This window comes from Streptomyces sp. NBC_00252 (genome assembly GCF_036187565.1).
Lineage (GTDB): Bacteria > Actinomycetota > Actinomycetes > Streptomycetales > Streptomycetaceae > Streptomyces.
In genome coordinates, this window is record NZ_CP108087.1 from 3,352,603 (window position 1) to 3,374,707 (window position 22,105).

Below are 22,105 nucleotides of genomic sequence, written 5' to 3' on the forward strand. Positions count from 1 at the left end.
TTCAACCCAGGCCGGCAAAATCCAGCCCGTCCGGCGTTTGAGGACGAGGCCCCTTCAGGGCCGACGGGGGCCTGGGGGCGCAGCCCCCAGAACGTCCGCACCAGCACCCGCCACCATCACACCGCCCCCGCTTCCGCCTCCGCCTCCGCCTCCGCCAAGCTCAGCGGCAGCGAACCCGTATGCAAAACCCCCAACCGCTGCGTAGCCCGAGTCAACGCCACATACAGATCACTCGTCCCGTACCGCCCCGGCTCCACCACCAACACGGAGTCGAACTCCAACCCCTTGGCCTGCCGAGGATCGAGCAGCACGACTCCACACGTCAGATCCGGCTCCGCCCCCGCCGTCACCCCGTCCAGCCGCGCCGCCAACCGCCGATGCAGATCCCGCGGCGCGATCACCGCCAACCGCCCTTCCACCGGAGCCAGTTCACCCACGGCCTTGGCAACAGCCCCGGGCAGATCATCAGTTGCCCGCACCCAGGGCCGTACCCCGGTCGACCGCACCGAACTCGGCGGCTCGAAGTCGGGATTCTCCGCGCGGACGACCGCCGCGGCGAGGTCCATGATCTCGGCGGGGGTCCGGTAGTTGACCCCGAGCCGCGTGTGGTCGAAGCGGTCCTCGACGTAGGGGGCGAGGATCTCCGACCAGGAGCCGACACCCGCCGCCTCCGCCGTCTGCGCGGGGTCACCGACCAGCGTCATCGACCGCGTGGGACTCCGCCGCATCAGCAACCGCCAGGCCATGGGGGAGAGTTCCTGCGCCTCGTCGACGATGATGTGCCCGAACGCCCAGGTCCGGTCCGCCGCCGCCCGCTCCGCCGCACTGCGGTGATCCGACTCCTCGTGCCGTTCCGCGAAGCGCTCCGCGTCGATGATGTCGTGCGCGGACAGTACCTCCGACCCCTCGGGGTCCCCCTCCTCCTTGTCCTCGAACTCGAACGTCCGGGAGGCGAAGGACACGTCCAACACCCCCTGAGCGAAGGACACTTGCTCCTCCCGCTCGCGCTGCGCCCGCGCGACCCGCACCCGGTCGTCCCGCCCGAGGAGTTCGGCCGCCTCGTCGAGCAGCGGTACGTCCGCCACGGTCCACTCGCGCGTCACCGGCCGCCGGATCGCGTCCGCGTCGTCGTCGGAGACGTAGCCCACGGGGTCGGCGAGGAAGTCCGCGACGAGGTACTGCGGGGTCAGCCGCGGCCACAACTGGTCGATGGCGGCCCAGACTTCGGGGTTCTCGGCGAGTTCGTCGCGGATCTGGGTGATGTCGCTGGGGTCGAGGAGGTTGGTGCCGTCGAAGGGGTCGGTGCCGATGCGTTCGGCGACCATCTCGGTGAGCGTGTTGAGGATGTGGCCCTCGAAGTGCTCACGGGCCGCGTTGTGCGGGAGGCGGGCCTCGCGGGTGCGGTCGCGGGCGACGCGGACGAGACCGTCGTCGAGCATGAGGATCTCGCGGTCGTGCTCGATCGCGATCACGGGGTCGGGCAGGGACTGCCAGTCGCGTACGACGGCGGCGAGCACGTCGGCCATGTCGGCGCGGCCCTTGACCGCGGCGGCGGCCCGGCTGTCGGTGGCGGTGGCCTTCACGCCGGGGAACAGCTCGCCGACGGTGGCCAGCAGCACGCCGGTCTCGCCGAGGGAGGGCAGCACCTCGCCGATGTACCCGAGGAACGCGGGGTTCGGGCCGACGATCAGAACGGCCCGCTTGGCGAGCAACTCCCGGTGTTCGTACAGGAGATACGCGGCCCGGTGCAGCGCGACGGCGGTCTTGCCGGTGCCGGGGCCGCCCTCGACGACGAGCACCCCGCGATGGGACGCGCGGATGATCTCGTCCTGTTCGGCCTGGATGGTCTGCACGATGTCGCTCATCCGGCCGGTGCGGGCGGAGTTGAGCGCGGCGAGCAGGACGGCGTCACCGGTGGGGTCCTCGTGGCCGGTGCGGGTGGCGTCGCCGAGGTCGAGGATCTCGTCGTGCAGGGCGGTGACGCGGCGGCCGTCGGTGGTGAGGTGCCGGCGGCGGCGCAGGTCCATCGGGGTGTGGCCGGTGGCGAGGTAGAAGGGGCGGGCCACGTCGGCCCGCCAGTCGATCAGGATCGGGGTGAGGTCGGCGTCGTCGGAGCGGATGCCGATGCGGCCGATGTGGTGGCTGACGCCGGAGGTCAGGTCGATCCGGCCGAAGCAGAGCGAGCCGTCCACGGCGTTCAGCGCGGCGAGCAGCCCCGAGCGCTCGGCGACCAGGATGTCCCGCTCCAGTCGGGCCTGCATGGGCGTGTTGCCCTGCCCGAGCGCGTCCGTGACGGAGTCCTCGGTGGCGCCGCGCAGCGCGTCCACGCGTGCGTACAGACCGTCGATGAATTCCTGCTCACCGTGAATTTCATCGCTGTTTGACAATTCCACTCCCGGACATATATACTGTGCTCACTAAGCCTCTTTGCGACTCAATTCCCGTGAAGTCGCGAACCATTGAATATACGCAAAGAAATCCCCCGAGCGCAATTGCTCAGGGGATTTTCTCGTTCAAGAGGCCCGGCAAGAAGCCGTCCGGGGACTCAGATCACGTCGGCGAGTTCCTCCAGCAGCCGCCGCTTGGGCCGGGCCCCGACCATGGCCTTCACCGGCTCACCGCCCCGGAACACCATGAACGTGGGCATCGAGAGAACTTTGTAGGCGTTCGTGGTCTCCGGATTCTGGTCCACGTTCAACTGCACCACTTTGAGCCGGTCGGCCTCCTCGGTGGCAAGGGCCCGCAGCACGGGTCCCATCTGCCGGCACGGAGGACACCAGTCCGCGGTGAACTCCACCAGCACCGGCAGCTCCGCCCCCACCACCTCGGCCGCGAAATTCTCGTCCGTAACGTCCGTAACGCCGCTCACAGGTCCCGCCCTCCCAGTTCGCACAACGGTGCCGGCTCCTCGACCGTCGAGAGCCGCACCCCGATCTCGGCGCGCACCGCCTGCAACTCCCCGATCAGGGAGTCCAGTTCGGCCAGCTTGCGCCGGTAGACGGCGAGCGAGGCCGGACACGAGTCCCCCTCGGGGTGCCCGGCCCGCAGACACTCCACGAAGGGCCGCGTCTCCTCCAGGTCGAACCCGAAGTCCTGCAGCGTCCTGATCTGCCGGAGCAGCTTCAGATCACCCTCGTCGTACGTCCGGTACCCGTTGCCGCCCCGCCGCGCGGGCAGCAGTCCCCGTGCCTCGTAGTACCGCAGGGCCCGCGTCGTGGTCCCGGCCCGCGCCGCCAGCTCGCCGATTCGCATGTCCACGACGGTAATCCTTGACGTCGGCGTCAGGGCAAGGACGGTGCGCGAGGTCCGACCCCGGCGTCGCGCACGTCAGACCATGACCCCGGCGGACGTCTCCACCTCCAGCAGGGACGCGCTCTCCCGCTCCTCGTCGAAGGCCTTCCGTCCGCCGCGGAGCCCGAACAGCCGCTTGGCCAGGGCGATGTAGAGGACGGCGAGGATGTTGAGGACGAGGGTGGCGATCTTCAACCAGCTGATGTGCTCGGTGAGTTCGTAGATCTCCAGCGGCAGGAACGCGGCGGTCGCGACCACCGTCAGGTACTCCGCCCACCGCTTGGCGTACCAGAGTCCGCCGGCCTCGACGAGTTCGATCAGCGCGTACGCCAGCAGCAGGATGGCGACCAGGAGCAGCGTGGAGTGCTTGTAGCCGAAGGTCTTCTGGATGGAGCCGACGACCGGCGAGTGGTCGAGGTCGTAGTGGAAGTGTTTGAAGACCGGGCGGAGGACGTCGAGGTACTCGTCGAAGAGCCTGCGCACCGCGTCCTGGCTGTTGCTGAACTTCCACACGGCGGCGGCGACCAGCACGATGAACACCCCGCGCACGGCCCGCTCGATCGCCAGGAACCGCAGGATGAACAGGTCCCGCAGCACCTTCCCGCGGGGCACCAGCGGGGCCTGCTCGGCGGGGCCCGAGGCGCCCGGCTCGCCGAGGACGAAGTCACCGCAGCGCAGGCAGCGCCAGGCCTCCCCGAGGCCGGTCTCGGCGCGCAGCCGGTCCCGTAGCGCCGTCTCGTCGGGCGCGTACGTCACATGCCCGTGCCGGGCGCAGTGCCGCCGGTCCCAGTCGATCTTCATTCCCATGTCCCCCGTGACTCCCGCCGAACGCGAACGTGCCGTGCGCGCCGGAGGTTTCCGGCACGGCACGGCACGCTAGTGCATCCCTGTAAGAACCGGGCGGCTGAGCGACGGGGGGACACCCAGCCGCCCGGCGTCGGCGGGGTGTCCGGACCGTGTTCAGGTCGGCCCGGGCACCCCGTGTCGGGGACGGTCAGGCCTTGGCGAGTTCCTTCTCGCCGCCCTGCTCGGGCACGCCGTCGAGGTGGTCGTCGCCGTCTTTCTCGTCGAGCAACGTCTTCTCGTCGAAGGGCAGTTCACCGGCGAGGACGCGGTTGACGCGCTCCTTGTCGACCTCGCCGGTCCAGGTGCCGATGAGCAGCGTGGCGACGGCGTTGCCCGCGAAGTTGGTGACCGCGCGGGCCTCGCTCATGAAGCGGTCGATGCCGATGATCAGGCCGACGCCGTCGACCAGGGCGGGCTTGTGCGACTGCAGACCACTGGCCAGGACGGCGATGCCGGAGCCGGAGACACCGGCCGCGCCCTTGGAGGCGACCATCATGAAGAGCAGCAGTCCGATCTGCTGGCCGATGCTCATCGGCTGGTCCATCGCGTCGGCGATGAACAGCGAGGCCATCGTCAGGTAGATCATCGTGCCGTCGAGGTTGAAGGAGTAGCCGGTCGGCACGGTGATGCCGACGACCGGGCGGCTGACTCCCAGGTGCTCCATCTTCGCGATGAGCCGCGGCAGCGCGGACTCGGACGAGGAGGTGGAGACGATCAGCAGGAACTCACGGCCCAGGTACCGCAGCAGCTGGAAGAGGTTGACCTTGGCGACCAGCTTGGTCAGCGTGCCGAGGACGATCACGACGAACAGCAGACACGTGATGTAGAACCCGGCCATGATCGTGCCCAGTGCTTTGAGCGCGTCCATGCCGGTCTCGCCGATGACGGCGGCCATCGCGCCGAAGGCACCGACGGGCGCGGCCCACATGATCATGCCGAGGATGCGGAAGACGAGCTTCTGGATGTACTCGACGCCGCGCAGCACCGGCTCACCGGTGCGGCCCATGGCCTGCAGCGCGAAGCCCGCGAGGAGCGCGATCAGCAGCGTCTGGAGGACCTGGCCCTCGGTGAACGCCGACACGAACGTGGTCGGGATGATCCCGAGCAGGAAGTCGACCGGGCCCTCGGCGGCGGCCTCGGCCTGCGTGTGTCCGACGCCCTTGACGGCCTCGGTCAGGTGCATGCCGCTGCCCGGGTGGATGATGTTGCCGACGACCAGGCCGATGGCCAGGGCGACGAACGACATCGCGATGAAGTAGCCGAGCGCGAGTCCGCCGACCTTGCCGACCTGGGCGGCCTTCCGTACGGAGCCGACGCCGAGCACGATCGTGCAGAAGATGATCGGCGAGATCATCATCTTGATCAGGGCGACGAAGCCCGTACCGAGCGGCTTCAGCTCCTCCGCGAAGTCCGGCGCGGCGAACCCGACGGCGATGCCGAGGGCGACCGCGACGATCACCGCGATGTAGAGGTAGTGGGTGCGGTCCCGCTTCGCGGGCGGTGCGGCAGGTGCGGGAGCGGGGGTGCTGGCCACGGCTGCCCTCCTTGACGACGTCGTCGGCATCATCCGGCGTGCGGCTCACGACCGGCGGAACCCGGACTGCGAGTGCGGCTCACGTCCGGGAAGTTCTCGGGTTTCACTGCGGTCCGCACCGATGGATGTGCGGGCCCGTCCGGGAGGCGGCTGCTTCCGGGGTTGCGGTGACTATCTCCCGGCCTGTGAGGCCGGTCACCCTTCCGTTCATTTAGTTCACGCCATGTCCGAGAGGCACACTGACGGCATGCGCCTCCCGCACGTCCCCCGACCCCGCAGCCTGGCCGGCCAGCTCTTCGGCATGCAGGCCGTGCTGATAGCGGTCGTCGTGGCCGGATATGCGCTGTTCACCTACGTCAGCGACCGCAGCCAGGCCGAGGACGCGGCGGGCCGGCAGGCGATGGCGGTGGCGCGCTCGGTCGCGGACTCGCCGTCGGTGGTGGAGGCGATCGGTACGTCCGACCCGACCGCGCGGCTGGAGTCGTACTCCGTGCGCGTGCAGCGGGACACCGAGGTCGACTTCGTCACGATCATGAACCCGCAGGGCATTCGCTGGACCCACCCGGACCGCTCGCAGATCGGGAGGAAGTTCCTCGGCCACATCGAGCCCGCGCTGAAGGGCCGCTCCTTCACCGAGACGTACACCGGCACGCTCGGCCCGTCCGTCCGCGCGGTCACCCCGGTGGAGAGCGGCGGCAAGGTCATCGGCCTGGTCAGCGCGGGCATCCGGGTCGAGGCGATCACCCAGCGGGTGCAGGACCAGGTGACGGCGCTCATCGGCGTCGCGGCCGGCGCGCTGGCACTGGGTGCCGTGGGGACGTACGTCGTCAACGCCCGCCTGCGCCGCCACACCCACGGCATGAACGCGACCGAGCTGAGCCACATGCACGACTACCACCAGGCCGCGCTGCACGCGGTGCGCGAAGGACTGCTGATGCTCGACGGTCAGTACCGGGTGGCGCTGATGAACGACGGCGGGCGGGAGTTGCTGGGCGTCGGCCCCGAAGTCGACGTGGTGGGCCGCTCGGTGGCGAGCCTGGGCCTGCCCGCACCGCTGACGGGCGCACTGCTGTCCTCGGAGGAACGGGTCGACGAGGTCCACCTCACGGACTCCCGGGTACTGGTCGTCAACACATCACCGGTGTCGGGCGGCGAGCGCCGGGGAACGGTGGTGACCCTGCGCGATGTCACCGAACTCCAGTCCCTGATGGGCGAGTTGGACTCCGAACGCGGCTTCACCCAGGCACTCCGCTCCCAGGCCCACGAGGCGGCGAACCGCCTGCACACGGTCGTCTCCCTGATCGAACTGGGCCGCGCCGAGGAGGCCGTGGACTTCGCGACCGCCGAACTCGAACTGGCCCAGACCCTGACCGACCAGGTCGTCTCGGCGGTCAACGAACCTGTGCTGGCAGCCCTGTTGCTGGGCAAGACGGCCCAAGCCAACGAGCGGGGGGTCGAGTTGGTCGTATCGGAGGACAGCGGTCTGGACGACGGCCTGCTGCCGGACTCCCTGCCCGCGCGGGACCTGGTCACCATCCTCGGCAACCTGATCGACAACGCGGTCGACGCGGCCCAGGGCAGCCTGCGGGCACGCGTCACGGTGACGGCGTACACGGAGTCGGCCGCGGACGGCTCCGCGCTCCTCCTCCGGGTGGCGGACACGGGGTCGGGCGTGGACCCGGCGCACGCGGAGGCGGTCTTCCAGCGCGGCTTCTCGACGAAGCCGGCGGGGCCGGGCGGCCGGGGCCTCGGACTGGCGCTGGTACGGCAGGCGGTGAACCGCCACGAGGGGACGTTGACGGTGGCCGAGGCGGAGGGGGGCGGGGCGGTGTTCGAGGTGCGGTTGCCGTTGTGGGGCGCGGGGCGGGAGCCGAGCGGGGACGACGCGCGGGCGTCGGCGTCGTCCCGGGGTTCCCTCTCGTCCGAGGCTTCTGTTGCGTCTCAGGGTTCTGTTTCGTCTCAGGGTTCTGTTTCCAAAGGTGGCACTTCATGACTACGGCCGACCCGATCCGCGTCCTCATCGTCGAGGACGATCCCGTCGCCGCCGACGCGCATGTCATGTACGTCGGCCGGGTGCCGGGGTTCGTGGCGGTGGGCAAGGCGCACACCGGGGCGGAGGCGCGGCGGGCGCTGGAGCGGACGCAGGTCGACCTGTTGCTGCTGGACCTGCATCTGCCGGACGCGCACGGGCTGCAGTTGGCGCGGTCGTTGCGGTCGGCCGGGTATCACGCGGACGTGATAGCGGTGACGTCGGCGCGGGATCTGGCGGTGGTGCGGGAGGGGGTGTCGCTGGGGGTCGTCCAGTACGTGCTGAAGCCGTTCACGTTCGCGACCCTGCGGGACCGGCTGGTGCGGTACGCCGAGTTCCACGCGGCGGCGGGTGAGGCGAGCGGCCAGGACGAGGTCGACCGGGCGCTGGCCGCGCTGCGGGCGCCGTCGCCCGCGGCTCTGCCCAAAGGGTTGAGCGCGCCGACGTTGGAGCGGGTGACGGTCGCTCTGCGGGACTGCGGGGAGGGGCTCACGGCTGCGGGGATCGCGGAGGCGGTGGGGATCTCCCGCATCACCGCGCGGCGGTATCTGGAGCATCTGGTGGACGCGGGGAGGGCTGCGCGTAGTCCGCAGTACGGGACTGTGGGACGGCCGGAGTTGCAGTACCGGTGGGTGAAGGGGTGAGTGGGGGGTTGTCCAGGGCGGCGGCTCGGGTGCGGGCGTCGGCGGCTTCGACAGGGGCGTTGGCTCGGGTGCGGGCGTCGGCGGCCTGGAGGTAGGCGGCGCGGGCTTCGGCGGCAACCGGCCGATGCCTCGGGCACGACGGCGCCCCGACTCCCGTACGGCGACCCGAGTCACCACCCGCCCCGTCGGCCAGGGCCTCCAGCAGTGCCGCCTTCATACGCCCGCCCCTCCGCCTACGGCTCAACGGTAAAGGCGGGTACGGGAGTTCACGGTGCCTTCGCGTACCAGACGACCTGCCAAGCCAGCCCGACCACGGTGAGCGCCTCCAGTCCCGAGATGGCGACGAGCAGCCCGCTCCCCGCGTCCACCCAGAACACCACCAGCGCGGCCAACGGCACGACACAGAACGCCGTCAGGTCCACCGCGATCTGCACGGCCTTACGGGACCCGCGCCGCCGGTCCACCCGATGCGCGGTCTCCCACCCGAACGCCTGGAATCCCCCGCCCGGCTGCGCCAACACCGCGAGCCTGGGCCCGAGTTCGTCGCGGACGTACGCCCCGATCGCGGAGATCTTCTGGTCGTTCACGAGGTACGTCCACCCGAGCACGACACACACCGGCGGCAACGCGAGCAGCATCGACGCCTGCTTCGCCTGCGCGGCGGCGGCGATGACGGCGGCCACGACGCCCAACGTGACGTAGAGCAGGTTGTCCCTGAACCCGATCCTCGCCTTCTGCTCGTCCTTGATGCTCTGGTACTCGGCGAGCAGCAACTGCCCGACCGTCACGTCCTGTTCCGGCACTCGTTTCCCTTCCCCGCAGTACCTTATGAGTGTGCCGGAGCCGCAGCCCACCGTCCTCGTCCTGACCGCACTCCCTCTCGAATACGACGCCGTCCGCGCACAGGTCGAGCAGCGAGAGGAGCGCGTCCATCCCGACGGAACACGAGTGGAGCGGGGCCAACTCCCCAGCACCTCATGGCATGTTGCCCTCAGCGAACTGGGCGTAGGCGCCGACCGGGCCGCCGCGCTCACCTCCCAGCTCATCAACTGGCTTCACCCGCAAGCCGTGTTGTTCGTCGGGGTCGCGGGCAGCCTGAAGGACGACATCGGGATCGGTGACGTCGTCGTAGGAACGCAGGTGTACGAGATCCACGGCGGGAAGCAGACGCCGGAGGGTTTCCTCGTCCGCCCGAAGGCGCTGCCGGGGTCCCACGCCTTGGAGCAGGCGGCGCGCTCCGCCGTACGGGACATGCCCGCTGTACGGGCGCACTTCGTGCCGATCGCGACGGGTGATGTCGTCTTGGCCGACGCCAAGTCGGAGATCGCCCAGTTCATCCACAACAACTACAACGACGCCGGCGCGATCGAGATGGAGGGCTTCGGAGCACTCCAAGCGGCCCATCTGAACGGTCAGTTGCATGCCCTGGTCGTCCGTGGCATTAGCGACCGGGCCGACGACGGCAAGTCCACCGCCGACGCCTCCGGCTCACAGCAACGCGCCGCGAAGCAGGCCGCGTTGGTGACGGTCGCGCTGCTGCGCAAGCACCGGCCGCGCGAGGGTTCCGCCGACTCCGAGGAGGCGCCCCATCGGAGTGGGGGCGGAGCAACGTACGGCGGGGATCACATCGACTTCCGGGGCGGGACTTTTTACGGGCCTGTCGTCGGGAAGCGGGTCGACGGGCGGGGGTAGGAGTACGGCCAGGGCTAGGGGCACCACCCACGGGCCGGTCCCCGGCGCGAGCGCTCCCCCACTTGGCCCCGGAGACGGATGACTCCCCCACCCTCCCGCTGCTCGTCTCCGCCGTCACCGGGATGCCCAATCCGCCGCAGACTCATTGACCTGACTAGACCACTCCACTTACCTTCACCGGGCAGCCATCCGCCCAGGCCACAACGTAGTGAGCCCGTAGGAGGTCGTGCCCGTGCGCCCCACCGCCGCCAGCCCCCGCCGAACTGTCCTTCTCACGCCCCTAGTTGCTCTCGCCCTCGCCGCGACGACTCTCACCGCCTGCAGCAGCGGGTCCGGGAGCGACCCGGACACGGTGAAGATCTCCTTCAAGCAGTCGACGGACAACTCCATCAAGGTGATGGACACCTACCTCGCCGACATCAAGAAGCAGTTCGAGAAGCAGTACCCCGGCAAGAAGGTCGAGCTCGTCCCGATCAAGGCCCCGGACTCGGAGTACTACACCAAGCTCCAGCAGATGCTCCGCTCCCCGAAGACCGCCCCTGACCTGGTCTATGAGGACACGTTCCTGATCAACAGCGACATCACCTCGGGCTATCTCAAACCCCTCGACGCCTACCTCGACAAGTGGCCGGACTGGAACCAGTTCGTCGACACGGCGAAGTCCGCGGCCAAGGCCGAGGACGGGAAGACGTACGGCGTCCCGGACGGCACGGACACCCGGGGCCTCTGGTTCGACAAGGGGATCTTCAAGAAGGCGGGCCTGCCCGCGAATTGGCAGCCGAAGAACTGGGACGACGTCCTCGCCGCGGCCCGCACGATCAAGCAGAAGGTCCCCGGCGTCACCCCCCTCAACGTCTACACCGGGAAGCCCGCAGGCGAAGCCGCCACCATGCAGGGCTTCGAGATGCTGCTCTACGGCACGAACGACGGCACCACGGACCCCCTTTACGACCGGTCGTCGAAGAAGTGGGTCGCCGGGAGCCAGGGTTTCAAGGACGCCCTCTCCTTCGTCCACACGGTGTACAAGGACAAGCTCGGCCCGGACGTCTCGGACGCCCTCGACCCCAACATCCAGACCTACGTGGCCGGTGAGCTGCTCCCCAAGGGCAAACTCGGCATCGCGCTCGACGGATCCTGGCTGCCCCAGGCCTGGTTGAAGGGCAGCGGGCACGAATGGCCCGACTGGTCCAAGGAATTGGGTCTCGCCTACATGCCGACCCAGCAGGGCCAGGCGCCCGGCAAGGTGAGCATGTCCGGCGGCTGGACCTGGGCGATCCCCTCCAAGGCCGGCAACCCCGACCTCGCCTTCGACTTCATCAAGACCATGCAGACGAAGGCGAACGCCGAGAAGTGGTACATCGCCAACTCCGGTATCTCCGTGCGGAAGGACGTCGCCGCCGACCCCGCCTACGCCACCGCGCAGCCCGGCATCAAGTTCTTCACGGACCTGGTCGCGAGCACGCACTACCGCCCGGCGTACCCGGCGTACCCGAAGGTCTCGACCGCCATCCAGGAGGCGATGGAGGGCGTGACGACGGGTGACATGCCGGTGGACAAGGCGGCGAGTTCGTACGACGACGAACTGAAGTCGGCCACGGACAACCAGGTCACGCAGAAGTGACCACGGCACCCCGGCACGCCCCAGGCCCGGACCTGCCGACGTCCGCCCCGGCCCCGGCGCCCCAACAGCCCACGCGGCAAGGGGACTTGCCCCACGGCAAGCGCGCCCGCACGGGCACCCGGATCCTCACCCACTACCTCCCCCTCTCCCCCGCCCTGGTCCTCCTGCTCCTCTTCCTGGCCGTCCCGATCGGCTACTGCGCCTACATCGCCTTCACCGACCTCCAGCTCACCGGCCAGGCCCACTCGTCGTTCGTGGGCTTCGCGAACTTCCGTGCCGCCTTCAAGGACTCGGAGTTCCTCAACGCCGTATGGCTGACGCTGGTGTTCACGGTGGTGTCGTCGCTGATCGGCCAGAACACCCTCGGCCTCGCGCTCGCCACACTCATGCAGCGCGCCTCGAAACCGGTCCGCACCATCGCGGGCGCGATCGTGATCACGGCGTGGGTGCTCCCGGAGGTCGTCGCGGGCTTCCTCCTCTACGCCTTCTTCCGCCGCGAGGGCACCCTGGACGCGATCCTGGCCTGGCTCCATCTCCCGTCCCAGAACTGGCTGTTCACGCTGCCGATCCTCGCGGTGTCGTTCGCGAACGTGTGGCGGGGCACGGCGTTCTCGATGCTGGTCTACTCGGCGGCCCTGGACGAGATCCCGAAGGAGATCACGGAGGCGGCGGAGGTCGACGGCGCGGGCGGCTGGCGCCGTATGTGGCACATCACGCTCCCGATGATCCGCCGCTCGATCGGCACGAACCTGATGCTGAACACCCTCCAGACCCTCTCGGTCTTCGGCCTGATCTGGGTGATGACGAGGGGCGGCCCCGGCAACAAGAGCCAGACCCTCCCCCTCTTCATGTACGAACAGGCCTTCCAGAACAGCATGATCGGTTACGGCACGGCGGTCGCCCTGCTGCTGTTGCTGGTCGGCGCGCTCTTCTCCCTCGTGTACGTACGGCTGTTGCGGACGGAGGTCTGACCCATGGCCCTCACCCCCACCCTCTCCCCCGGCCGCCCCCGCTTCTCCCGGCGTACGAGCCGACGCCTGGCGGCGGACGCCGGACTCCTCGTCGTGGCGGCCGCGTTCGCGCTCCCGCTGGCCTGGGTCGTGCTGTCCTCGCTCGACCCGCACGCGGGCCTGCGGGTGAAGGCGCCCAGCAGCCTCACCCTCGACAACTTCGACGCGGTCCTGAAGCCGGACATCACCTTCACGCCCCTGCTCAACAGCCTGATCCTGTGCGGTGGCGGGACCTTGCTGACGGTGGTGTGCGCGGCCCTCGCGGCGTATCCGCTCTCCCGCTTCCAGTCCCGCCTGAACCGCCCGTTCCTCCTGACCATCCTCTTCACCACGAGCCTGCCCATCACGGCGATCATGGTGCCGGTGTACGCCCTGTTCGTTCAGGTCAACCTCATCGACACCATGCAGGGCACCATCCTGTTCTTCGCCGCGTCCCAACTCCCCTTCGCCATCTGGCTGATGAAGAACTTCATGGACGGCGTACCGAAGGAGCTGGAGGAGGCCGCCTGGACGGACGGCGCGTCGTCCCTCCAGTCCCTGATCCGGATCGTGCTCCCGCTCATGGGGCCTGGCGTCGCCGTCGTCACGATCTTCTCGTTCGTGATGATGTGGGGGAACTTCTTCGTCCCCTTCATGCTGCTCCTCACCCCCGACCAGATGCCGGCGAGCGTGAGCATCAACGAGTTCTTCGGGAACCGGGGGATGGTGGCCTACGGCCAGCTGGCCGCGTTCTCCGTCGTCTACTCGACACCGGTGATCCTGCTGTACGTACTGATCTCACGGCGGCTGGGGGGCGGGTTCGCGCTGGGCGGGGCGGTCAAGGGCTGAACTCCTGGGCGCGGTCGCTGAGATCAGGGCCGACCGCCCGTCGGACCCTGCACGCGTCACTCCCCCGACAGAAGCCAGCCGATGCCCAGTTCCTCCGCGCCGGGGCGGAACACCCGTATCAGCTCGGCGCGTTCGGGGTCGCCCTCGGGCAGGTTGTCGGCGAGGAGGGCCTGGGAGGCGATGGTCTGGGGCCGGGCGCCGAGCGCGGCGCGGAGGTGAAGTGAGCGGCGCAGCATGGCCATCCGCATGGCGGGCTCCATGTGCGGTGCGAGGTGCCGGATGATGTAGGACTCGAAGTAGTCGTCACCGGTCTTCACGGCGATCTCCAGGGCGGTCCGGTACCGCGGGACGGCTCCGGCCGCGTCCTCGTCGATGTTGTCCAGCAGGACGGCCCAGTGGTACTCGGCCCACCCGCGCGTCTTCTCGTCACCGCTCTCGGCCGCCGCACGGTAGCCGGCCTCGGCCACGGCGCGGTCGTCGACGCGGGGCTCCTTCCCGAACAGCAGGCGGCTGTAGGCGAGTCGAGCCGTGAGCAGCTGTGCGACCGGCGTTGCGGGGTCGAGCGCGGCGACCGCCTTCTCGGCCTCGTCGTGCCCCTCGATCCGGAAGAACCAGCGGTCGACGGCGATCTCCGCGCGCAACTCGGGCTCGGTGTCCGGGTCCAGGACGGAGAGGGCGGCGTCCCACTCCCCGAGGAGATGCAGACGGCGGGCTATGTAGGCCTCATAAGCTACCATGACACCTACACTAAGAAGCGGCGATGTAGGCGGTCAAGTGCCATACGGTGACTACATTGGGAACGTGACCCAGCTGGCCGTGGAGCTGGCCAACACCGGAACCCTCGACCAACAGGGCGACTTGGTCAACGCGTTCTTCACGGAACACGAGATCACCCCGCCCCCGGACGGCGACTACGGCGACCTGCCGGCCCTCGTGCGCGCGGCCCTGGCCCAGACGGTCGACGGCGAGGCTCCCGAGGCCGTACACCGCCTGCTGCGCGACTACCCCCCGGAGATGCACCTCTCCGACCACGACACCCACGACGGCTGGCACCTCCACTTCAGCCGCAACGGCACCCCCGCCACCCACTGGACCGGCCAACTCATCGCCGCCAAGCTCGCGTTGATCACCGCCGGGGACCCCGCGGTCACCCTGGGCCGCTGCGCCGCCACTACCTGCGAAAACTACTTCGCCGACCAGTCCCGCAACCGCACGCGCCGCTTCTGCTCCAACACCTGCGCCAGCCGGACCACGGTCGCGGCCCACCGGGCTCGGGCGGCCAAGAAGCCGTAGCGGGGTCAGGGTCGGGAGTCGGCGAACGCGCGGACGGGAAGCCGAGCCTCCCGGCCACCTACGCCCCGAGGCCCACCCCCCACCATCGATTTCCCGCCACCCCCCACATCCCCCCACCCGATCACCACCCCCACCACAAACGCACTCCTCTTCGACCCCCGCCCAAACACCCCACCCCGACAAGCCACCCCCTCGAAGCCGGCCGCACCGGCAAATGGCAAGGCAGGGCGGCATATTCAGTGGGTCGGGGTTACCTTCGGTTCGTCTCTTCGTCCCCGGGGTCACCACTCAGGGTCACCGATCTCGGCCGTCCCGGGGTCGGTACGGACGCGCGGGGCGACCTGATCCGTACGTTCCTACAATCCGTAATCCTGGCCGAACAGACCGTAGTCACCGCACGCGGGCGCCCCTAGCTTGTGGCGCGTGCGCCGACCCCCAGTTCAGCCCAGCCCGTCCACGCCGCCTCCGCCGCCCACTCCGCCGTTCGACGCGCCCGCCGCCCGTCGGCTCCGTACCGCGCTCAACATGGGGCCCGAGCACGTCGCGTACGGCATGCGTGCCTCGTACGGGCTGCCGTATGTCACGCCTGACCTGGTCATCGCCTGGGAGCGGGGGCTCACCGCGCCGTCCGGGCCCGAACTCACCGCGCTCGCGGGCGTGTTGTGGTGCTCGGCGGGTGAACTCATCGGCAAGCCACGCACGCTGCGTGAGCACCGGCTCGCCCATGGCCTCGCACCGGAGGACGTCGCCCGGGCCGTCGGGCTCGAACTCCTCGCGTATCTGCGGATGGAGGAGCACGACCAGTGGCGCGGCACCGAGCGCCAGTCCTCCGCGCTGGCCGAGCTGCTCGACCTCTCGCTGCCCGAGTTCATCAGCGTCACCGGACGCGACAGCCGGCTCGCGGAGCTGCTGCGCAGCGCGATGACCACGCGGTGGCAGGCGTACGTACGGCCGATCGGCAAGATGGTGCCGCTGGACCGGCGGCTCCTGGAGGACTCCCTCCAGGAGTTGCACGAGGACTACCAGGCGCAGATGGTCGCCACCCTCAGCTGGGGCGGCGGCAACTCCGCGGTCGCGGCGGGCGAGGCCGGCCGGGACTTCCTCGACCAGATCATCAGCCGGTTCTGGGCGATGGTGGAGAGGAGTACCTATTGAGTGCCGGGCCCCATGAACGCCCTGCTAGAAGACCGACTCCGCCTCGTCCATCCGGTCCTTGGGCACCGTCTTCAGCTCGGTGACCGCCTCGGCGAGCGGCACCATCACCACGTCCGTGCCGCGCAGCGCGGTCATCCGGCCGAACTGCCCCTGGTGCGAGGCCTCGACCGCGTGCCAGCCGAAGCGGGTCGCCAGCACCCGGTCGTACGCGGTCGGTACGCCGCCGCGCTGGATGTGGCCGAGGATGACCGGCTTGGCCTCCTTGCCGAGGCGGCGCTCGAGTTCGTAGGCCAGCGCCGTGCCGATGCCCTGGAAGCGCTCGTGGCCGAACTGGTCGATCGCGCCCTTGTTGTAGTCCATGGAGCCCTCGGCGGGGTGCGCGCCCTCGGCCACGCACACGACGGCGAACTTCTTGCCGCGGGCGAAGCGCTCCTCGACCATCTTGACCAGGTCGGCCGGGTCGAAGGGCCGCTCGGGCAGGCAGATGCCGTGCGCGCCCGCCGCCATCCCGGACTCCAGCGCGATCCAGCCCGCGTGCCGGCCCATGACCTCGACGACCATGACCCGCTGGTGGGACTCCGCCGTGGTCTTCAGGCGGTCCATCGCCTCCGTCGCGACCCCGACCGCCGTGTCGAAGCCGAACGTGCGGTCCGTCGACGAGATGTCGTTGTCGATGGTCTTGGGGACGCCCACGACCGGCAGGCCCGCGTCGCTCAGCATGCGCGCCGCCGTCAGCGTGCCCTCGCCGCCGATCGGGATCAGGGCGTCGATCCCGAAGTCGCGCGCGATGTCCAGCGCGTTCTCGCAGGCCTCGCGCAGCCGGTCCCGCTCCAGCCGGGACGAGCCGAGGATCGTGCCGCCGCGGGCGAGGATGCCGCTGACCGCGTCGAGGTCGAGGGTGCGGTAGTGGCCTTCGAGCAGTCCGGCGTAGCCGTCCTCGAAGCCGATGACCTCGTCGCCGTAGTTGTCGACCGCTCGGTGCACGACCGATCGGATCACGGCGTTCAGGCCGGGGCAGTCGCCGCCTGCGGTGAGAACTCCGATGCGCATCGTGCTGTGTCTCCTGCTCGCTGTTGAGACCGGTGAGCCACGGTGATTCTTTCACGTCCTCCACAGGGTTGCCGATTCCGTCCCCCAGTGGGGGTGCCGGTTCGGTCCGGTATGCCGTGTTCCGCGCCCCCACAGCTCCCGTACGCCTCCCCAGCTGACGGGCGCCTTATCCACCCCCGGAGGTATTGTCAAGATGGTTCTGCTCACCCTCGGTGGGCGATTTTTATGGCCGTCCGGGGCAGGAACACGGCGGCCGGAACACGACCATCCAGAGGGAGAACGCACCCGTGACGCGCAGCGTGTACGTGACCGGGATCGACCGCGGCGACGGCCGTCAGGTCGTCGAGCTGGGAGTCATGGAACTCCTGACCCGGCAGGTCGACCGGGTGGGGGTGTTCCGCCCCCTCGTCCACGACGGTCCCGATCGCCTGTTCGAGCTGTTGCGTGCGCGCTACCGGCTGTCCCAGGACCCGGCGACCGTCTACGGCATGGACTACCACGAGGCCTCCGCCCTCCAGGCCGAGCAGGGCACCGACGAGCTGGTGTCCACGCTCGTCGACCGCTTTCACCTCGTCGCCCGTGACTACGACGTCGTCCTCGTCCTCGGCACCGACTACGCGGACACCCAGTTCCCGGACGAGCTGTCCCTGAACGCCCGCCTCGCGAACGAGTTCGGCGCCTCGGTGATCCCCGTCGTCGGCGGCCGCAAGCAGACCGCCGAGTCCGTGCTCGCCGAGACGCGCAACGCGTACCGCGCCTACGACGGCCTCGGCTGCGACGTCCTCGCGATGGTCACCAACCGGGTCGCCCCCGAGGACCGCGACGCGATCGCCGGCTGGCTCGACAGCCGGCTGCCGGTGCCCTGCTACGTCGTACCGGACGAGCCCGTCCTGTCCGCGCCGACCGTCGCCCAGATCACCCACGCCCTCGGCGGCAAGGTCCTCCTCGGCGACGACTCGGGGCTCGCCCGCGACGCGCTCGACTTCGTCTTCGGCGGGGCGATGCTCCCCAACTTCCTGAACGCGCTGACCCCGGGCTGTCTCGTCGTCACCCCCGGCGACCGCGCCGACCTCGTCATCGGCGCGCTGGCCGCGCACAGCGCCGGCACCCCGCCGATAGCCGGCGTGCTGCTCACCCTGAACGAGCGGCCCTCCGACGGTGTCCTCACCCTCGCCGCCCGTCTCGCGCCGGGCACCCCGGTGATCTCGGTGGCCGGCACCTCCTTCCCCACCGCCGCCGAACTCTTCTCCCTGGAGGGGAAGTTGAACGCGGCCACCCCGCGCAAGGCGGAGACCGCGCTCGGCCTCTTCGAGCGGTACGTCGACACGGGCGACCTGCTGAGGCGGGTCTCGGCGCCGAGCAGCGACCGGCTCACCCCGATGATGTTCGAGCACACGCTCCTGGAGCAGGCCCGTTCCGACAAGCGCCGCATCGTCCTCCCCGAGGGCACCGAACCCCGCGTCCTGCACGCCGCCGAGGTCCTTCTGCGGCGCGGCGTCTGCGAGTTGACGCTCCTCGGCGCCGAGGACCAGATCCGCAAGCGGGCCGCCGATCTCGGCATCGACCTCACCGCGGCCCAGCTGATCGACCCGCACACCTCCCAGCTCCGCGACCGCTTCGCCGAGAAGTACGCCGAACTCCGCGCCCACAAGGGCGTGACCGTCGAGCTGGCCTACGACGTCGTCGCCGACGTGAACTACTTCGGCACCCTGATGGTCCAGGAGGGCCTCGCCGACGGCATGGTCTCCGGCGCCGTGCACTCCACGGCCGCGACCATCCGCCCCGCCTTCGAGATCATCAAGACCAAGCCGGACGCGGACATCGTCTCGTCCGTCTTCTTCATGTGCCTCGCCGACAAGGTCCTCGTCTACGGCGACTGCGCCGTCAACCCCGACCCGAACGCCGAGCAGCTGGCCGACATCGCCATCCAGTCGGCCGCCACCGCCGAGCAGTTCGGGGTCGGGGCGCGGATCGCGATGCTGTCGTACTCGACCGGTACGTCCGGCTCGGGCATCGACGTCGACAAGGTGCGCGAGGCGACCGAACTGGTCCGGCTGCGACGGCCCGACCTGCGGATCGAGGGGCCCATCCAGTACGACGCCGCCGTCGAGCCCAGCGTCGCCGCCACCAAGCTGCCGGAGTCCGAAGTCGCGGGCCAGGCAAGCGTGTTGATCTTCCCCGACCTGAACACCGGCAACAACACCTACAAGGCCGTGCAGCGTTCGGCCGGCGCGATCGCGGTCGGGCCGGTCCTCCAGGGGCTGCGCAAGCCGGTCAACGACCTGTCCCGGGGCGCCCTCGTCTCGGACATCGTCAACACCGTCGCCATCACGGCGATCCAGGCTCAGACCCCGAACGAGAAGGCTTCCCAGCAGTGACCGCGACCCGTGTCCTCGTCCTCAACTCCGGCTCCTCGTCGGTGAAGTACCAGCTGCTCGACATGGCGGCCGGCACCCGTCTCGCGGTCGGGCTCGTCGAGCGGATCGGCGAGGAGACCTCCCGTTTCCAGCACACCCACGTCGCCACGGACGCCGTCCGTGAGTGGACCGGGCCGATCCTCGATCACGAGGCCGCGCTCAAGGCCGTGGCGGAGGAACTGACCAGGGACGGACTCGGCCTGGACTCACCGGAGTTGGCGGCCATCGGGCACCGGGTGGTGCACGGCGGGAAGACCTTCACCGCGCCGACCGTGATCGACGACGCCGTGCTCGCGGAGATCGAACGGCTCATCCCCGTCGCGCCGTTGCACAACCCGGCGAACCTCGTCGGGATCCGTACCGCGATGGCGCTGCGGCCCGATCTGCCGCAGGTGGCCGTGTTCGACACGGCGTTCCACACGACGATGCCGGAGTCGGCCGCGCGGTACGCGATCGACGTGGCGACCGCCGACGCGTACCGGATCCGGCGGTACGGCTTCCACGGGACCTCGCACGCGTATGTGTCGCGGGCGACGGCGAAGCTGCTGGGGAAGGCGCCCGAGGACGTCAACGTGATCGTGCTGCACCTCGGGAACGGGGCGTCCGCCTCCGCGGTGCGCGGCGGCCGGTGTGTGGACACCTCCATGGGGCTGACGCCGCTGGAGGGACTGGTGATGGGGACCCGGTCGGGAGACCTGGATCCGGCCGTCATCTTCCATTTGATGCGTGTTGGCGAAATGTCCACCGATGAGATCGACACTCTTCTCAACAAGAAGAGCGGTCTGATCGGGCTGTGCGGGGACAACGACATGCGGGAGATCCGGCGCCGGATCGACGAGGGCGACGAACAGGCGGAACTCGCCTTCGACATCTACATTCACCGATTGAAGAAGTACATCGGTGCCTACTGCGCGGTACTCGGCCGGGTGGACGCGGTCGCCTTCACAGCGGGAGTCGGGGAGAACGCGAGTGCCGTGCGGGAAGCTGCCGTCACGGGCCTGGAGCTGCTGGGGCTCGGGGTCGACGGGGCGCTGAACGCCGTACGGAGCGACGAGCCGCGGCTGATCTCGCCCGCGTCCGCGCGGGTCGCGGTCGCGGTGGTGCCCACGGACGAGGAATTGGAGATCGCGACACAGACCTATGCACTGGTCGGAAATTCCAACGCCTGAGCGCCTGCCCGCCCATTTGTATCTTCCGCCAGACGGAATATTCCGCAGGGAAACAAACCGATAGGATCGTCCCATGCGCCGTTCGAAAATCGTCTGTACTCTCGGCCCCGCGGTCGACTCCCACGAGCAGTTGGTGTCGCTGATCGAGGCCGGCATGAATGTGGCCCGCTTCAATTTCAGCCACGGTACCCACGCCGAGCACCAGGGGCGGTACGACCGCGTCCGTGCCGCGGCCAAGGAGACCGGCCGTGCCATCGGCGTCCTCGCCGACCTGCAGGGCCCGAAGATCCGCCTGGAGACCTTCGCCGAGGGTCCCGTCGAGCTGGTGCGGGGTGACGAGTTCACCATCACCACCGAGGACGTCCCGGGCGACAAGACCATCTGCGGTACGACGTACAAGGGCCTGCCCGGTGACGTCTCCCGCGGAGACCAGATCCTCATCAACGACGGCAACGTCGAGCTGAAGGTCCTCGACGTCGAGGGCCCGCGGGTCCGGACGATCGTCATCGAGGGCGGTGTCATCTCCGACCACAAGGGCATCAACCTGCCCGGCGCGGCCGTCAACGTGCCCGCGCTGTCCGACAAGGACGTCGAGGACCTGCGCTTCGCCCTGCGGATGGGCTGCGACATGGTCGCCCTGTCCTTCGTGCGCGACGCCCACGACGTGAACGACGTCCACAAGGTGATGGACGAGGAGGGCCGCCGGGTCCCCGTCATCGCCAAGGTGGAGAAGCCGCAGGCGGTCGCCAACATGGAGGCCGTGGTCGCGGCCTTCGACGCGGTGATGGTGGCCCGCGGCGACCTGGCCGTGGAGTACCCGCTGGAGAAGGTCCCGATGGTGCAGAAGCGCCTGGTGGAGCTGTGCCGTCGTAACGCCAAGCCGGTGATCGTGGCGACCCAGATGATGGAGTCGATGATCACCAACTCCCGCCCCACGCGCGCCGAGGCCTCCGACGTGGCCAACGCGATCCTGGACGGCGCGGACGCGGTCATGCTGTCCGCGGAGTCGAGCGTGGGCGCGTATCCGATCGAGACGGTCAAGACGATGTCGAAGATCGTCGTCGCCGCCGAGCAGGAGCTGCTCAGCAAGGGCCTGCAGCCGCTGGTGCCGGGCAAGAAGCCGCGCACGCAGGGCGGTTCGATCGCGCGTGCCGCGTGCGAGATCGCCGACTTCCTCGGCGGCCGGGCCCTGGTGGCCTTCACGCAGTCCGGTGACACCGCCCGCCGGCTGTCCCGCTACCGCGCCTCGCAGCCGATCGTCGCCTTCACGATGGACGAGAGCACCCGCAACCAGCTGACGCTCAGCTGGGGCGTCGAGTCGCACGTCGTGCCGTTCGTCAACAGCACGGACGAGATGGTCGACATGGTCGACGCGGAGATCGCCAAGATCAACCGCTTCAACCCGGGCGACACCCTCATCATCACGGCCGGCTCGCCTCCCGGCGTCCCCGGCACCACCAACATGCTCCGCGTCCACCACCTCGGCGGCGGCGAGCGCAACTGACGCACCACTGAAGGTTCTTGTA

19 protein-coding genes are annotated in these 22,105 nt (G+C 69.5%); 11 read left to right on the top strand and 8 right to left on the bottom strand.

Features of this window, described 5'->3' with window-relative positions:
* Positions 1-116: 116 nt before the first annotated feature.
* The 5 genes from OHT77_RS14215 to OHT77_RS14235 form a co-directional block, all read right to left on the bottom strand.
* Entirely contained in the window at positions 117-2,369 is a 2,253-nt protein-coding gene (locus OHT77_RS14215; RefSeq protein WP_328834237.1) for a HelD family protein, read from the bottom strand.
* A gap of 176 nt (positions 2,370-2,545) precedes the next feature.
* Positions 2,546-2,869 (bottom strand): thioredoxin, encoded by a 324-nt coding sequence (trxA, locus tag OHT77_RS14220; protein ID WP_328828742.1) that lies wholly within the window; start codon positions 2,867-2,869, stop codon positions 2,546-2,548.
* Positions 2,866-3,252 carry a MerR family transcriptional regulator gene (locus OHT77_RS14225; RefSeq protein ID WP_266772689.1) on the bottom strand — a complete coding sequence of 129 codons (387 nt, stop codon included), beginning with the start codon at positions 3,250-3,252 and terminating at the stop codon, positions 2,866-2,868. Before OHT77_RS14225 ends, trxA begins: the two co-directional genes overlap by 4 nt.
* Before the next feature lie 75 nt (positions 3,253-3,327).
* Positions 3,328-4,092 (bottom strand): DUF2127 domain-containing protein, encoded by a 765-nt coding sequence (locus OHT77_RS14230; protein WP_328834238.1) that lies wholly within the window; start codon positions 4,090-4,092, stop codon positions 3,328-3,330.
* A 193-nt stretch (positions 4,093-4,285) separates the two neighbouring features.
* Positions 4,286-5,704 carry a cation:dicarboxylate symporter family transporter gene (locus OHT77_RS14235; RefSeq protein WP_328828743.1) on the bottom strand — a complete coding sequence of 473 codons (1,419 nt, stop codon included), beginning with the start codon at positions 5,702-5,704 and terminating at the stop codon, positions 4,286-4,288.
* A 214-nt stretch (positions 5,705-5,918) separates the two neighbouring features.
* On the opposite strand from OHT77_RS14235, the gene OHT77_RS14240 reads away from it, so the two are divergent.
* Both OHT77_RS14240 and OHT77_RS14245 read left to right on the top strand, forming a co-directional pair.
* Positions 5,919-7,664, top strand: coding sequence for a sensor histidine kinase (locus OHT77_RS14240; RefSeq protein ID WP_328828745.1), 1,746 nt, complete (start codon positions 5,919-5,921; stop codon positions 7,662-7,664).
* Positions 7,661-8,344, top strand: a complete 684-nt coding sequence (locus OHT77_RS14245; RefSeq protein ID WP_328828747.1) for a response regulator — start codon at positions 7,661-7,663, stop codon at positions 8,342-8,344. Before OHT77_RS14240 ends, OHT77_RS14245 begins: the two co-directional genes overlap by 4 nt.
* Positions 8,345-8,610: 266 nt before the next feature.
* On the opposite strand, the gene OHT77_RS14250 is transcribed toward OHT77_RS14245, so the two are convergent.
* Positions 8,611-9,147: a hypothetical protein gene (locus tag OHT77_RS14250; protein WP_328828748.1), complete on the bottom strand. Its 537-nt coding sequence runs from the start codon at positions 9,145-9,147 to the stop codon at positions 8,611-8,613.
* Between the two features lie 25 nt (positions 9,148-9,172).
* Between OHT77_RS14250 and OHT77_RS14255 the strand changes: the two genes are divergently transcribed.
* The 4 genes from OHT77_RS14255 to OHT77_RS14270 all read left to right on the top strand — a co-directional run bounded on the left by OHT77_RS14255 (position 9,173) and on the right by OHT77_RS14270 (position 13,495).
* Positions 9,173-10,036: a 5'-methylthioadenosine/S-adenosylhomocysteine nucleosidase family protein gene (locus tag OHT77_RS14255; RefSeq protein WP_328828751.1), complete on the top strand. Its 864-nt coding sequence runs from the start codon at positions 9,173-9,175 to the stop codon at positions 10,034-10,036.
* A gap of 232 nt (positions 10,037-10,268) precedes the next feature.
* Complete coding sequence (locus tag OHT77_RS14260) at positions 10,269-11,657, top strand: extracellular solute-binding protein (RefSeq protein ID WP_443048011.1); 1,389 nt, start codon at positions 10,269-10,271, stop codon at positions 11,655-11,657.
* On the top strand, positions 11,654-12,628 hold the full coding sequence (locus OHT77_RS14265) for a carbohydrate ABC transporter permease (RefSeq protein ID WP_443048012.1): 975 nt from the start codon (positions 11,654-11,656) through the stop codon (positions 12,626-12,628). Before OHT77_RS14260 ends, OHT77_RS14265 begins: the two co-directional genes overlap by 4 nt.
* A gap of 3 nt (positions 12,629-12,631) precedes the next feature.
* Complete coding sequence (locus tag OHT77_RS14270; protein ID WP_328828756.1) at positions 12,632-13,495, top strand: carbohydrate ABC transporter permease; 864 nt, start codon at positions 12,632-12,634, stop codon at positions 13,493-13,495.
* 56 nt (positions 13,496-13,551) lie between these two features.
* Here OHT77_RS14270 and OHT77_RS14275 read toward each other — a convergent pair whose 3' ends face one another.
* On the bottom strand, positions 13,552-14,232 hold the full coding sequence (locus tag OHT77_RS14275) for a hypothetical protein (protein ID WP_328828757.1): 681 nt from the start codon (positions 14,230-14,232) through the stop codon (positions 13,552-13,554).
* A 64-nt stretch (positions 14,233-14,296) separates the two neighbouring features.
* Here OHT77_RS14275 and OHT77_RS14280 point away from each other — a divergent pair, with 64 nt between their 5' ends.
* Positions 14,297-14,788 carry a CGNR zinc finger domain-containing protein gene (locus OHT77_RS14280; protein ID WP_328828758.1) on the top strand — a complete coding sequence of 164 codons (492 nt, stop codon included), beginning with the start codon at positions 14,297-14,299 and terminating at the stop codon, positions 14,786-14,788.
* A gap of 525 nt (positions 14,789-15,313) precedes the next feature.
* Positions 15,314-15,943, top strand: a complete 630-nt coding sequence (locus OHT77_RS14285; protein ID WP_328834239.1) for a helix-turn-helix domain-containing protein — start codon at positions 15,314-15,316, stop codon at positions 15,941-15,943.
* A gap of 24 nt (positions 15,944-15,967) precedes the next feature.
* On the opposite strand, the gene OHT77_RS14290 is transcribed toward OHT77_RS14285, so the two are convergent.
* Complete coding sequence (locus tag OHT77_RS14290; RefSeq protein WP_328828759.1) at positions 15,968-16,993, bottom strand: ATP-dependent 6-phosphofructokinase; 1,026 nt, start codon at positions 16,991-16,993, stop codon at positions 15,968-15,970.
* Between the two features lie 287 nt (positions 16,994-17,280).
* Between OHT77_RS14290 and pta the strand changes: the two genes are divergently transcribed.
* The 3 genes from pta (at position 17,281) to pyk (ending at position 22,083) form a co-directional block, all read left to right on the top strand.
* The gene (gene pta / locus OHT77_RS14295) at positions 17,281-19,371 is read left to right on the top strand and encodes a phosphate acetyltransferase (protein ID WP_328828760.1); all 2,091 of its coding nucleotides are present in this window, start codon (positions 17,281-17,283) and stop codon (positions 19,369-19,371) included.
* Positions 19,368-20,579 (top strand): acetate kinase, encoded by a 1,212-nt coding sequence (locus tag OHT77_RS14300; protein WP_328828762.1) that lies wholly within the window; start codon positions 19,368-19,370, stop codon positions 20,577-20,579. Before pta ends, OHT77_RS14300 begins: the two co-directional genes overlap by 4 nt.
* Before the next feature lie 73 nt (positions 20,580-20,652).
* Positions 20,653-22,083: a pyruvate kinase gene (gene pyk, locus OHT77_RS14305; RefSeq protein WP_266772672.1), complete on the top strand. Its 1,431-nt coding sequence runs from the start codon at positions 20,653-20,655 to the stop codon at positions 22,081-22,083.
* Positions 22,084-22,105 lie beyond the last annotated feature (22 nt).

Coding starts and splice junctions, on each gene's coding strand:
- OHT77_RS14225 (WP_266772689.1), bottom strand. CDS start 3,252: ATGCGAATCGGCGAGCTGGCGGCGCGGGCCGGGACCACGACGCGGGCC.
- OHT77_RS14230 (WP_328834238.1), bottom strand. CDS start 4,092: ATGAAGATCGACTGGGACCGGCGGCACTGCGCCCGGCACGGGCATGTG.
- OHT77_RS14235 (WP_328828743.1), bottom strand. CDS start 5,704: ATGATGCCGACGACGTCGTCAAGGAGGGCAGCCGTGGCCAGCACCCCC.
- OHT77_RS14240 (WP_328828745.1), top strand. CDS start 5,919: ATGCGCCTCCCGCACGTCCCCCGACCCCGCAGCCTGGCCGGCCAGCTC.
- OHT77_RS14245 (WP_328828747.1), top strand. CDS start 7,661: ATGACTACGGCCGACCCGATCCGCGTCCTCATCGTCGAGGACGATCCC.
- OHT77_RS14255 (WP_328828751.1), top strand. CDS start 9,173: ATGAGTGTGCCGGAGCCGCAGCCCACCGTCCTCGTCCTGACCGCACTC.
- OHT77_RS14270 (WP_328828756.1), top strand. CDS start 12,632: ATGGCCCTCACCCCCACCCTCTCCCCCGGCCGCCCCCGCTTCTCCCGG.
- OHT77_RS14275 (WP_328828757.1), bottom strand. CDS start 14,232: ATGGTAGCTTATGAGGCCTACATAGCCCGCCGTCTGCATCTCCTCGGG.
- OHT77_RS14285 (WP_328834239.1), top strand. CDS start 15,314: ATGGGGCCCGAGCACGTCGCGTACGGCATGCGTGCCTCGTACGGGCTG.
- OHT77_RS14290 (WP_328828759.1), bottom strand. CDS start 16,993: ATGCGCATCGGAGTTCTCACCGCAGGCGGCGACTGCCCCGGCCTGAAC.
- pyk (WP_266772672.1), top strand. CDS start 20,653: ATGCGCCGTTCGAAAATCGTCTGTACTCTCGGCCCCGCGGTCGACTCC.